The sequence below is a fragment of the Psychrobacter sp. TS_SC_6 genome (assembly GCF_056156305.1).
The window spans coordinates 1,020,173-1,033,000 of sequence record NZ_CM149590.1; the positions used below are offsets into that span (position 1 = coordinate 1,020,173).

12 protein-coding genes are annotated in these 12,828 nt (G+C 44.4%); 10 read left to right on the top strand and 2 right to left on the bottom strand.

Annotated elements, in window-relative coordinates:
* Nucleotides 1–176: 176 nt before the first annotated feature.
* Complete coding sequence (locus AC0J5Y_RS04455; RefSeq protein WP_475131708.1) at nucleotides 177–1,175, bottom strand: GlxA family transcriptional regulator; 999 nt, start codon at nucleotides 1,173–1,175, stop codon at nucleotides 177–179.
* A 193-nt stretch (nucleotides 1,176–1,368) separates the two neighbouring features.
* Here AC0J5Y_RS04455 and AC0J5Y_RS04460 point away from each other — a divergent pair, with 193 nt between their 5' ends.
* From AC0J5Y_RS04460 to arfB, 6 genes are all read left to right on the top strand, one after another.
* The gene (locus tag AC0J5Y_RS04460) at nucleotides 1,369–3,174 is read left to right on the top strand and encodes an acyl-CoA dehydrogenase (protein WP_475132078.1); all 1,806 of its coding nucleotides are present in this window, start codon (nucleotides 1,369–1,371) and stop codon (nucleotides 3,172–3,174) included.
* A 22-nt stretch (nucleotides 3,175–3,196) separates the two neighbouring features.
* Nucleotides 3,197–4,204, top strand: coding sequence for an NADP-dependent oxidoreductase (locus tag AC0J5Y_RS04465; protein ID WP_475131709.1), 1,008 nt, complete (start codon nucleotides 3,197–3,199; stop codon nucleotides 4,202–4,204).
* A 3-nt stretch (nucleotides 4,205–4,207) separates the two neighbouring features.
* A complete protein-coding gene (locus tag AC0J5Y_RS04470; RefSeq protein ID WP_475131710.1) occupies nucleotides 4,208–5,017 on the top strand; it encodes an SDR family NAD(P)-dependent oxidoreductase in 810 nt (269 codons plus the stop codon).
* Nucleotides 5,018–5,158: 141 nt separating this feature from the next.
* On the top strand, nucleotides 5,159–5,920 hold the full coding sequence (locus tag AC0J5Y_RS04475; protein WP_475131711.1) for an SDR family oxidoreductase: 762 nt from the start codon (nucleotides 5,159–5,161) through the stop codon (nucleotides 5,918–5,920).
* Between the two features lie 143 nt (nucleotides 5,921–6,063).
* On the top strand, nucleotides 6,064–6,909 hold the full coding sequence (locus tag AC0J5Y_RS04480; protein ID WP_475131712.1) for an HpcH/HpaI aldolase/citrate lyase family protein: 846 nt from the start codon (nucleotides 6,064–6,066) through the stop codon (nucleotides 6,907–6,909).
* A 61-nt stretch (nucleotides 6,910–6,970) separates the two neighbouring features.
* Nucleotides 6,971–7,384, top strand: a complete 414-nt coding sequence (arfB, locus tag AC0J5Y_RS04485) for an alternative ribosome rescue aminoacyl-tRNA hydrolase ArfB (RefSeq protein WP_475131713.1) — start codon at nucleotides 6,971–6,973, stop codon at nucleotides 7,382–7,384.
* Between the two features lie 81 nt (nucleotides 7,385–7,465).
* Here the strand turns inward: arfB and AC0J5Y_RS04490 are convergent, their stop codons facing one another.
* A complete protein-coding gene (locus AC0J5Y_RS04490) occupies nucleotides 7,466–8,665 on the bottom strand; it encodes a sugar transporter (protein WP_475131714.1) in 1,200 nt (399 codons plus the stop codon).
* A 250-nt stretch (nucleotides 8,666–8,915) separates the two neighbouring features.
* On the opposite strand from AC0J5Y_RS04490, the gene AC0J5Y_RS04495 reads away from it, so the two are divergent.
* From AC0J5Y_RS04495 to betB, 4 genes are all read left to right on the top strand, one after another.
* Complete coding sequence (locus AC0J5Y_RS04495) at nucleotides 8,916–9,593, top strand: cupin domain-containing protein (protein ID WP_475131715.1); 678 nt, start codon at nucleotides 8,916–8,918, stop codon at nucleotides 9,591–9,593.
* Nucleotides 9,594–10,134: 541 nt separating this feature from the next.
* A complete protein-coding gene (locus AC0J5Y_RS04500) occupies nucleotides 10,135–10,479 on the top strand; it encodes a DMT family transporter (protein ID WP_011513213.1) in 345 nt (114 codons plus the stop codon).
* Nucleotides 10,480–10,499: 20 nt separating this feature from the next.
* A complete protein-coding gene (locus AC0J5Y_RS04505) occupies nucleotides 10,500–11,072 on the top strand; it encodes a TetR/AcrR family transcriptional regulator (protein WP_475131716.1) in 573 nt (190 codons plus the stop codon).
* A gap of 129 nt (nucleotides 11,073–11,201) precedes the next feature.
* On the top strand, nucleotides 11,202–12,716 hold the full coding sequence (gene betB, locus AC0J5Y_RS04510; protein ID WP_475131717.1) for a betaine-aldehyde dehydrogenase: 1,515 nt from the start codon (nucleotides 11,202–11,204) through the stop codon (nucleotides 12,714–12,716).
* The last annotated feature ends 112 nt before the right edge of the window (nucleotides 12,717–12,828 follow it).

Below are 12,828 nucleotides of genomic sequence, written 5' to 3' on the forward strand. Positions count from 1 at the left end.
AAGTCGCTCAATGAAAAGTTGTTTTTCTTGCGTGCTGTGCCTACGCCGACAGATGCTGCGAAAAACAACTTTTCGTCTCGCTGTATCGTTTTTATATCGAATTAATTATATAAAATTGTTGCTGTGATGAATTTGCTACAGCAACGTATTACTTTCAAAAGACATCTACTATAAAGTTAAATCGCTAAGCGTGAAAATTTATCCTGATATTCTTTTGGGGTCAGCTCAGTGGCGCGTTTAAAAAGCCTAGTAAATGATGAGATATCATCATAGCCAACCTGCTCAGCGAGTGATTTAATCGTCACATCGCCCAATTCCAGTAAGCGCTTTGCCTGCTCAATTCTGACTGCTTGAATATACTCAATCGGACGCATAGCCACGCAAGATTGAAAGCGTCTATTTAAGGTGCGTGGGGTGATATTTACCATGGCTGCCAAGCCGCTAACTTGAATAGGTTGTTTGAATTTTTCCTCGATAAACTCTTGTACTTGCTGCACCAGCTGATCTGAATGTGGCTTATGCAATGTCACATTGGTATAGCTGTTTTGATTGCCTCTTTTACTATCAATAATTTGGGTTTTTGCCACTTGAGTAGAAATCTCACGCCCGCAATAACGCTCTATCAACAGCAATCCCAAGTCATAAAACGCGCTACCACCTGCTGCACAAAATATATTGTCTGATTGGGTCACGAACTGATTTTCTTGTAAGTCAACGAGTGGAAAGTCTGCCTTAAACTTACTGGCATAGCCCCAATGAGTTGTCGCTACTTTACCATCGAGCAGACCTGCTTTTGCTAAAAAGAACGCACCACTACAGTTGCTGGCGATGTCCGCTTTAGTATTCGCCAGTCGCTTGATGTGTGGAATTAAATCGCTATTTTGACTCAATACTTTATCAATTGAATCGCCAATCGTTGGGATCAATAGTAAGTCGCACTCTATGACTTCCTGAATATCGCAATGCGCTCGCATAATTAAGCGGTTGCTGCATCTGATATCTACACCGCCAAGACTGGCAATCTGCACATTAAATCTAGGTTCTACTTCCTCATTCAAAAATCGTTGCCAGCTGACGCCAGTAAATGAAAATAAATCTAGCGCCCCAGCGAGTACACTACCGAGCACGCCATCGAAGCCAACAATAATCACTTTAAAAGGTTTGAAGTAGGGCATGATTGTGTAATTTCCTTTAGGAACGCTTATTGAAAATAACGTTTTTCATCTAATTTTTCTAAGAATAAGTATTATGTATGTCTCATTTGACCATAATTATGTCATAAATGACAATACGACATCGCGTGAAATTGGCTTAGTATCTATTGATAACCAATTTTTATTTGTTAATGAGAATACTAGCGAGAATACTATGGCAGCAGATACACTTATCCATGACTTTGAATTACCGTTTCAATTATATGATGTATTGGGCACTAAAAATTTAACCGAGCATCCGAAGTTTGCAGAACATAGCCGCGAAACTTTCGATGCAGTATTGGATACCGCCAATAAAATCGCGACCAATTTATTCTTGCCGCATAACCATCTAGCAGATAAGAACGAGCCACAGTTTGATGGCAAAAAAGTCAGCATGATAGACGAGGTAAAAGTCGCCTTTGATGCCTTTCGCGAGTCGGGCTTTATCGCTGGTCGTTATCGTTTCGAAGACGGCGGTATGCAGCTGCCTGAAACCGTCATGACCGCCGTGGCAGGCTATTTTATGGCGGCCAATCCATCCACCACCGCTTATCCATTTTTGACCACTGCCGCGATTAATGTTATCTCACATTTTGCCAATGATGAGATTAAAAATGCCTTTATGCCGCGTATGCTGACGGGTGAATTTACAGGAACGATGGCATTGACAGAGCCGCACGCTGGCTCGTCACTTGCTGATATTAAGACCACCGCCGTGCAACAAGACGACGGCTCATATCGAGTCAAAGGCAGTAAGATTTATATCTCAGCGGGCGACCATGAGCTGTCTGCTAATATCGTTCATCTTGTATTGGCCAAAATCCCAGGTGGCCCTAGTGGTGTCAAAGGTATTTCTCTATTTGCTGTACCAAAATATCGCTTAAACGAAGACCTATCGGTTGGCGAGCGTAATGACGTGCATTTAACGGGTCTCATTCATAAACTGGGCTATCGCGGCGCGACTTCTACGGCACTTAGCTTCGGTGATGCAGGCGACTGTCATGGTTATCTGATCGGGGAGGCGAATTTTGGTTTGCGCTATATGTTTAAGATGATGAATGAGGCGCGTATTGCAGTGGGCTTTGGCGCGGCAATGATTGGCTATCGTGGCTATCAGTATTCGCTCGATTATGCCAAAGACCGAACGCAAGGTCGTATCGCACCCAACAACAAACCTGAAGATGCCGCTACTGCCATTATCCAACACGGCGATGTCAAGCGTATGCTGTTGGCACAAAAAGCCTATGCTGAGGGCGGAATCTCGCTTTGTTTATACGGCTCAAACCTGATTGATCGTATCAATACTTGTGACGACGCCACCCTAAAAAATGAGCTGTCAGAACTATTAGATTTACTCACACCCGTATTAAAAGCATGGCCGTCTGAATATGGACCTAAAGCCAATGATTTGGGTATTCAAGTCTTGGGCGGTGCGGGTTATACGCGTGAGTATCATGCCGAGCAGTTTTGGCGTGACAATCGTCTAAATCCCATCCATGAAGGCACAAATGGCGTACAGGCGCTAGATTTGTCATTTCGTAAGTTATGGCAAAACAAGGGTCTGGGCATTCAGATTTTGAAACGAGAAATCACGCAAGATCTAAAAGACATCACTACGCCTGAGAGCGCAGAGCTTGCGGGTAAATTAACGCCTTATATGGCGCATCTGCATGAAGTATTGGTGCATTTAAGCAAAGTTTTGCAAACAGAAAAAGCCGTGACGCTCACGGGTAACGCGCAGGCATTGATGAATATATTTGCCTCGATAGTCGTGAGCTGGATTTGGATTCGTCAAGCCAGCAAAGCCGAGCAGCTACTAAGTACCACGCAAGATACTGAGCAGCAAAACTTCTATAAAGGCAAAATACAAGCCGCAAAGTACTTTATCGATTGGGAATTACCGTTAATCAACCGCGATATTGAATTACTCACCAACAGCAACTCGGTTTGCACAGACATGCAAGCTGAGTGGTTCTAACAACAACGCTAAGGAAAGAAAAATGACAACGATGAATAAGCAATGGCGACTTAAAGCAAGACCTGTTGGCGAACCAAGCGCTGACACGTGGGAGTATACCGAGTCAGAATTACCGAGCATTACAGACGGTGAGCTACTGATTAAAATCGAATATATTTCCATGGATCCAGCGATGCGTGGTTGGTTGAATGATGCCAAATCCTACATCGAACCTGTACAGATTGGCGATGTTATGCGCGCTGGCACCGTGGGCGAAGTGATTGAAAGTAAGCATGAGAAATTTGCCGTCGGCGACTATGTGGCTGGTCACAATGGCGTACAGTCATATGCCGTTAGTGATGGGACAGGACTGTATAAAGTCGATCCAAACTTAGCACCCTTGTCTTATTACTTAGGCGTCTTAGGTATGCCGGGAATGACAGGCTATTTTGGTCTATTAAAGACAGGTCAACCAAAATCGGGCGAGACTGTTGTGGTATCAGGCGCTGCGGGTGCCGTTGGTGGTTTGGTCGGTCAAATCGCCAAAATCAAAGGCTGCCGCGTTGTCGGTATCGCAGGCGGTGCTGAGAAATGCAAATTCTTAATCGATGAGCTTGGATTTGATGCGACCATCGATTATAAAAACGAAGACGTAAAAAAAGCCCTCAAGCAAACCTGTCCTAATGGCGTCGATGTCTACTTTGACAACGTGGGCGGTGATATCTTAAATGACGTGCTAACTCAGATCAATCTGCGCGCGCGTATCGTCATTTGCGGCGCAATCAGCCAATATAACAACACTCAGGCAGTAAAAGGCCCATCGAACTATCTGTCACTCTTGGTCAATCGTGCGCGTATGGAAGGCATCGTGGTGTTTGATAATATCAAAGAATACCCAATCGCGATGAAAGAAATTGCAGGCTGGATTCAGTCTGGCGATATCAAAGTGAAAGACCATATCGTTGAGGGTATCGAGACATTCCCTGATACGCTTATGATGCTCTTTAAAGGTGAAAATTTCGGCAAACTGGTACTTAAGGTAGAGGGATAAATCATGACGCTGAATACAAATGGACTTGAGTCAAGCAAACTAAAAAATGTGACGGCTTCAAACGTAACTGGTAAACGCATCTTAATCACAGGCGGTGCGTCAGGCATCGGTGCCGCCAGCGCACTGCTCCTAGCAAGTCGCGGTGCAAAAGTCGTGATTGGTGACTTGGCAGAAGAAATGGGCGCAGCTGTCGCTCAGCAAGGTCAAGATGCAGGCAACAGTATTACCTTCAAAAAAGTAGACGTGACCAGTGGCGATGAAGTGCGCGCGTTGTTTGCGTTTGCTATGGAGATATTGGGCGGCCTAGATGTGGTGGTAAACAATGCTGGTATCGATCATCAGCCGGCACCCATGCATGAGCTGAGTGATGATGATTTTGATCGCAATATCGCGGTCAATTTAAAAGGGGTTTGGCACTGTATGCGTGCCGCCGTCGCTTGTATGGCAACCAATGGCGGTGGTCATGTGATTAATGTGGCGTCTATCGCAGGTCTGCGTTCCGCGCCTTTGTTATCAGCTTATAGTGCGGCTAAACATGGGGTGATGGGTCTGACCAAGTCGGCCGCTCATGAATACGCTCGCGTAAACATTCGCTTTAATGCTGTTTGTCCAAGCTTTATCGATACACCAATGGTACGCAATACCATGGCAAATATGAACGAGCGCGCGCAGCAAGCCACCATCAAAGCCAGTCCGTTGCGCCGATTAGGAGAAGTCGATGAAGTGTCTGGCGCGATTGCATGGCTTGCCAGCGACGAGAGCAGCTTTATGAATGGTCATGCCTTTACGCTAGACGGTGGCATGTTGGCTTAGCTGGCTTAATATATTTTCTTAAAACGATTGATATTAAGTTTGGCGGTGCTGGTAAAGTTTTCCTTGCTGTGTGCTTTGCACTCCAAAGGCTGCGCAATTTTTGTCCAGTACTGCTAATTTAAAAAAGCATAAGGAGTTATCATGAAAGATTTATTTGATTTAACGGGTAAGATTGCGTTGGTAACGGGTGCCAGTCGCGGTATTGGTGAGTCTATCGCTCGTCTACTGGCTTCAAGAGGCGCACACGTGATCGTTTCAAGTCGCAAAATTGATGCGTGCCAAGCCGTTGCGGATAGTATTATCGCTGACGGTTATAAAGCCAGTGCGTTTGCTTGTCATGTAGGAGACATGGAGCAAATCGCTGCTATCTTTGAGCATATCAAAAGTGAGTTTGGTCAAATTGATATCTTGGTCAATAATGCCGCCGCAAATCCTTATTATGGGCATATCTTGGACACGGATTTGGCGGCTTTTGACAAGACCGTCGAAGTTAATATTCGCGGCTATTTCTTTATGTCGACAGCAGCTGGCAAGATGATGCGCGAGCAGGGCGGCGGAGTGATTTTGAACACAGCATCCGTTAATGGCTTAGTTGCGGGTGATAAGCAAGGGATTTACTCAATCACCAAAGCAGCGGTCATTAGCATGACTAAAGCCTTTGCCAAAGAGTGTGGCCCACTAAATATTCGTGTCAATGCGTTATTGCCGGGTTTAACCGATACCAAGTTTGCCTCAGCATTGACCACCAATGATAAAGTCTTAAAGATGGCATTACATGCTATTCCGCTAGGGCGTGTGGCTAATCCTGACGAGATGGCTGGCACAGTATTGTACCTAGTGTCTGATGCTTCAAGCTATACTACAGGTGCTACTATAGTCGTTGATGGTGGGATGTTGGCTTAGTCAGCTGTTCGCCGTCTAAAAGTATGGTCATTTCTAAAACCGTATGCTTATAAATGGCAGACGGTTTTTTATTTGGTTATAGTAATTACTAATATTTTAAGTAACAGTGTTTGAAGTAATAGTATTTAAGGAAGGAGTAAAGCATGCAAGCATCTATTATTAAGCATTTTACCAATATCAAGACATGGTTATTCGTTCCAGCTACTCGCATTGACAGAGTAGCAAAAGCCTTTGCCAGTGGGACAGATGCAGTGATTGTGGATTTAGAAGATGCGGTTGCTACAACGGACAAGGTGCAAGCTCGCAAAGACTTACAAGTTTATTATAATAGTCAGGATTATCGGCCGATTTGGCTACGCATAAATAAAGCGGGTAGTGATGAATATAAAAAAGACGTGGCATTATGTCAGCAGCTGCCGAAGCTGGCAGGCGTGCTACTGGCCAAAGCTGAGCAAGCAACAGATATTGACTTTGTGCATCAGCATACAGGTCTGCCTGTCATTGCGTTAATAGAAAGCGCTATAGGTTTATACCAAATAGATAGCATGGCAAAAGCCAAGGGACTTGCCGCGTTCAGTTATGGCTTCTTAGACTTATGCAATGATTTGTGCGTACAAGTAGGCACGAAAGCTGCCGATATCGTCGCCAATCAAATCCGCTATCAATTGATTCTAACTTCAAAAGTACATCAGCTATCAGCGCCTATCGATACCGTTTATCCTGATTTTAATGATGAAAAAGGGCTAACTGAGCGAGTGCAATTATGGTCGCAAATAGGCATGTCCGGCATGCTTTGTATCCATCCAAAGCAAGTAGCAACTGTTAAGCAATCTCTACAACCGACCGAAGAAGAATTACTATTTGCTCAGCGTGTGGTCGACGAGTATGAAAGAAGCGGGCAGGCGGTGTTTAAAATAGAAGGCCAAATGGTCGATGCGCCAGTGATTGAGCGCTGTCGCCAGTTATTAGGTCAGTTACTGGCGAAGTAGCAGGGAAGCTGATAATGGTTTATCATAAGACATATCTATTCATAAATTATAAAAGTACGCCATGATTTTTATCAATAACCGTATCAGCCTCAATGAAAGTGAAGTCGAAATCAGCGCCATACGCGCACAAGGCGCAGGCGGACAAAACGTCAATAAAGTCTCCTCTGCCATTCATCTGCGCTTCGATATCATGGCCTCTAGTTTGAGCGATGCGACCAAGCAGCGTTTGCTTGACAGCAAAGACAGCCGAATCACCAAAGAAGGCGTGCTCATCATTAAAGCGCAGCAATTTCGTACCCAAGAACGCAATAAAATAGATGCCTTTGAGCGCTTGCAGAGCTTTATTGTAAAAGCCACTCATGTGAATAAAAACCGCAAACCTACTAGGCCTAGCCAAAATGCCAAACGCAAACGCGTGGATCAAAAGACCCAGCGCGGTAAAACAAAAGCATTACGCGGCAAAGTGGATTTTTAATTAGAATGATTTTAAATGTAAAATCCCAGCCCAGTTAAGTGGCTGGCATTTTTATATACTTATTTGCAATCAGCTTCTCAGCTAGCCGAGCCTTCTGCTTAATTCAGGAAAGCGCTTTATCATAAACAACATTAGTAGTAATGCGGCACTGGCGATTGCAGCGCCAACATAGCCCACGCTTGATAACGAGAGATGGGTCACCCCATAACCACCAAACAAAGCCCCTGTACCAATTCCTAAGTTAATAATGCCTGAGAACATCGACATCAGCATATCCTGCGCGTTAACATCAACCATAATGACTTTAGCTTGCATAGAGACAATCAATAGCATGAGCGCTGCACCCCACAGCAAGGCGATTACGCTGAGCGCCCATACCGAGGTGACGGCAAGCAGCAGCGCAAGCATCGATACCAATATCAATATCGTCGATATCAGCATCAATCTGGTATTAAAATTATCACCCCAGCGACTGAATATCACACTGCCTAGAATGCCTGCCACGCCAAATAATAATAGTACAAAAGTCGCCGCATTTTCACTGATTGCCCCAACTTGCCGCATAAAAGGTTCGATATAAGAGTAAGCGGTATAGTGTGCGGTAAAGACAAGCAAAATAAGTACATACAGGCTGACCAATAAAGGGTTTTTGAGCAACTCTGGAATCTTTCTGAACGAGCCCTCAAACATACTTGGCAGGGTAGGTAAAAGCCTTGCTTGCAATATAAATACCACCAAAGCAACTGCACCGATACCGCCAAAGGTTGCGCGCCAGCCAAACCATTGACCGATCAATCGTCCTAACGGTACACCCATTACCATTGCTAATGAGGTACCGGTCGCAAGCACACTGAGCGCCATGGCTTTCTTTCCTTTGGGTGCTACTCGTATGGCAATCGCCGCCGTGATTGACCAAAATATCGCATGCGATAGTGCAATCCCAACACGGCTGATAAGTAGCACTTGAAAACTCCACGCAAATACTGACAGCGCATGGCTTGCAATAAATACCGCAAATAACGCCAACAGCAAACGCTTACGCTCAAAGCGACTGGTCAGTAGCATCAGCGGCAATGACATGGCCGCGACAATCCACGCATACAGCGTCAACATCCAGCCTGTTTCTGCTGTAGTAATAGCAAAGTCTTGCGCAATGTCACTTAATAACGCAACGGGAACGAATTCGGTGGTATTCATGATAAAGGCGCTAACTCCCATCAAAAATACTTGAAAATATTGAGTGCGGCGAGCAGTTGCGCTCACCTCAAGGTTATGTGTCATAAAATCCAACGGTCAGAAAGAATGCTAAAAAATTAGCGTAAAAACGGGGCAAAAAGTGAGATGTTTACAGAAAAGCTAAGCAAGATAGCAAGTCAGTCGCTTTAGTTAAAGAGGTTTTTTGCTAATGTCATTATTGCCTAGCTTTTTTAATGATAAATACTGACTTCGATAATAGGTTTATCTGGTTTGTCAAAATAGATAAATCAGAGGATAATTCCAAACAATATCATACTTATTTAGAAGTTATATTATGCTTATCAATGCCGACTTTTCATGCCGTGCTGACTTAGCACCTGAACACTATCAGTGGGTCCAATCACCACAAAACGGCGTCGAGCGCGTGATGCTTGACCGTGTTGGTGCTGAAAAAGCACGTGCTACCAGTATCGTACGCTATGCCCCTGAGTCAAATTTTCCGCATCATCTGCACCCAGGTGGCGAGGAGATTCTGGTATTGTCAGGCACTTTTTCTGCGGATAATAGCGATTATCCTGCTGGTTGGTATTTACGCAATCCACCGACTTCAGAGCATCAGCCTTATAGTCATGAGGGGGCTGTTATTTTTGTCAAACTTTGGCAGATGACGGTCGACGAGACCCATCATGTCGCTATCGATACCAACGATGCTGACAATTGGCAAGAACAAGGCGGTCGCGAGGTTTGCTATTTATACTCGGATACAAAGGAGCAGGTGAGCTTGCAACGTATCAATGCAAGTGAGGCATTGTTTACAGATATTATCGTAGGAGGTGCTGAGCTATTGGTGCTAGAGGGTACTTTGATAGAAGCGGGACAGAGTTATCAGCGCGGTGGTTGGATACGTCTGCCTGTCGATGCGACATCGCAAATAACAGCAGGAGAGAATGGCGCCACGGTTTATCTAAAAACTGGACATTTATCACAAATCATCGGTATCGATGTTCACTGAGTTTATAAGTATTGTTGAGAAAAATAATATGAAGAAAGCATCGGTCGCGATTATTGGCGGCGGTCTAAGCGGCGTGTATGCGGCTTATTTATTGGAGAAAAAAGGCATTATCTGACAGGTATTGGCAGCGAATGGTCGACGCAGTTCCCAGGTTATCTTGCTGGCGCGATCGATGCTGCTAGCATAGGAACACTAAACCTTCCTAAGTTAGTATTTTCTTAATGAATCATGCTTAATTCAATATAAAAATCTCCTCCTAAATCGTCTTTTTTGTATCAGTTCCTCCTTGCTACAAGAGCTTTTAATTCTGTATAGCAAGGAAGGATTTCAGCTAAAGCCCAAACGCGGCTCGTCAAGTAAAATCACTTCATCACTCCACCTTCCTAGTATCACTTCATCTCAACTTATCTCACCTAGAATAAACAAAATACATATTAACCCTTCACATTGCTAGATTATTTCTATAAAATACCGACCGTGTGGTTTCTTTAGTGTATATAAATTATTAATATATGTTCAATTTGAGACAGGTATCCTAATGATGAGTCCCACCACTATTGCTTACGGTTACCTTGCCATTGCTATCATTTGTGAAGTCATTGGCACCACCTTTTTAGCTAAGTCAGAGCAATTTACGCGTTTGGTACCGACAGTGATTATGGGTGTGCTCTATGCCATCTCGTTTTACTTACTGACACAAACCATCAAGACCATACCGCTTGGTATTGCTTATGCGTTGTGGGCTGGACTTGGGATTGTATTGACCTCATTGGTAGGCTTGGTGTTTTTTAAGCAAACACTTGATACGGCAGCGGTGGTCGGTATCGCTATGATTGTGGGTGGTGTCGTCGTGATGAATTTGCTGTCCAATTCTGTCGGGCATTGATCGTGTATTTGGAGATAAAAATGGAAGCAGAAAACGCGCATAAGCGTAAAAAACAACCAGAAGTAATACGTCGGGCATTACTTGACCAAGCGGCACGCATCACTTTAGAACAAGGTTTGGCCAAGGTGACCTTCCAAGCGGTTGCTGATGCAGTTGGAGTAACCAAGGGTGGCGTGATGCATCATTTCACCACCAAAAACGCCTTGGTTATGGAAGTGTTCCATGATGCTATGAGAAAGTTCGAGCTAGAGGTTGACGCGGCTATGGCAAAAGATCCGGTACGTTTTGGCTCTTTTACCCGTGCTTATATCAATGCCACGATCAGTTTGGGCGAAAAAGGGCAGCATGAGTTCAATAGCCAAGCGACATTATATGCCTTGATGCTAGGCGATAGTGAGCTACGTGACTTATGGGCAAAGTGGGCAAATTCACAATTAAAGAAACATGAAGAAACCGACAATACCGAAACATTATGCATGGTGCGTTTAGTCGCTGATGGTATTTGGCTCTCTGATTTTTCAGGAATTGATATCTCAGATAAAACATCCATTCATAAACGCTTGATAAGCATGACGCAAGCTGCGCAAGAATAAAGCGCCGCTCTTAAATGACTTATCGAAATAGACAATATAAATTGATTTTAAATACTTAACCCATGACGATATTATCGGTATTAATTTTTTTATAAAGCTTTTGCCAGTCGTCGTAAGGAGAACAAACTCATGACAGATTCAAAAACAGTGCTAAATAACTTAACAGACATCATTGATTTAGAACAAATACAAACGGCTTATATTAACGGTCGTTACCTAGCTGTCGATGACTCATTAACTACCTTTGAAGATACTAATCCAGCGACGGGTGAGGTGCTGGCCACCATTCAGCAAACAAGCACTGAGCAGATTAATGAAGCGGTAAAAGCTGCACAAAAAGGTCAAAAAGTCTGGGCAGCACTGACAGCGGTTGAGCGTGGTCGAATCTTATCAAAGGCGGTTGAGATACTACGCGAGCGTAATGATGTACTCGCGTTACTTGAAACGAAAGATACAGGTAAAGCGCTCTCTGAAACCAAGTATGTCGATATCGCAACTGGTGCGGATGTCGTTGAATATTATGCAGGTCTTGCACCGATGATTGAAGGTCGTCAGATTCCATTGCGTGATACCAGCTTTGTTTATACCCGCCGCGAGCCGCTAGGCGTGGTCGCAGGTATCGGTGCGTGGAATTATCCTATTCAAATTGCGATGTGGAAAGCCGCGCCGGCACTAGCCGCTGGTAATGCAATGATCTTTAAGCCATCAGAAGTGACGCCGTTAACTGCATTGAAACTAGCAGAAATATTGACAGAAGCGGGCTTACCAGATGGCGTATTTAATGTCGTGCAAGGCAATTATAAAGTGGGTGAGGCATTAACTCAGCATCCTGATATCGCCAAAGTATCGTTTACGGGTGGTGTGCCAACTGGCAAAAAAGTAATGGCAAGCGCTGCATCATCATCGCTTAAAGACGTGACATTAGAGCTTGGTGGTAAATCGCCATTAATCATATTTGATGATGCCGACATCGATACCGCTGCTGATATCGCCATGATGGCAAACTTCTATAGCAGTGGTCAGGTATGTACCAATGGTACGCGCGTGTTCATTCCTAAAGCGATGCAAGCCAAGTTTGAAGAAGCTATCTTGACGCGTGTTGAGCGTATTAAGCTTGGCGATCCGATGGATGAAAACATCAACATGGGCCCACTAGTCAGCTTCCCGCATATGGAAAGAGTGCTTGGTTATATCGAGCAAGGTAAGGATAGCGGTGCACGCTTGCTAACAGGTGGTGACCGTGTGACGACAGGCGAATTGGCAAATGGCGCATTTGTCGCACCGACTGTATTCACTGACTGCACCGATGAGATGACTATCGTACGTGAGGAAATATTTGGCCCAGTGATGTCGATATTGACTTATGAGACCGAAGAAGAAGTGATTCGCCGTGCCAATGATACTGAATATGGATTGGCAGCTGGGGTCGTGACTGCTGATTTGACCCGAGCACATCGCGTGATTGCTCAAATTGAAGCGGGTATCTGCTGGTTAAATACGTGGGGCGAATCAGCCGCTCAAATGCCAGTCGGCGGTTACAAGCATTCAGGTGTTGGCCGCGAAAACGGCATTGAAGCCCTTGAGCATTATACGCAGACCAAATCTATCCAAGTAGAGCTAGGCACGTTTGAATCGGTATTTTAATCATTTGTATTGAGAAAATTCTTAATCAGTAAAGTGGTTCAGTAGTAGAGCTAATTGGTTCCTTGTTCGACTTTACTGATAGTAAATGATTTATTTTTCAATATTATGGAGC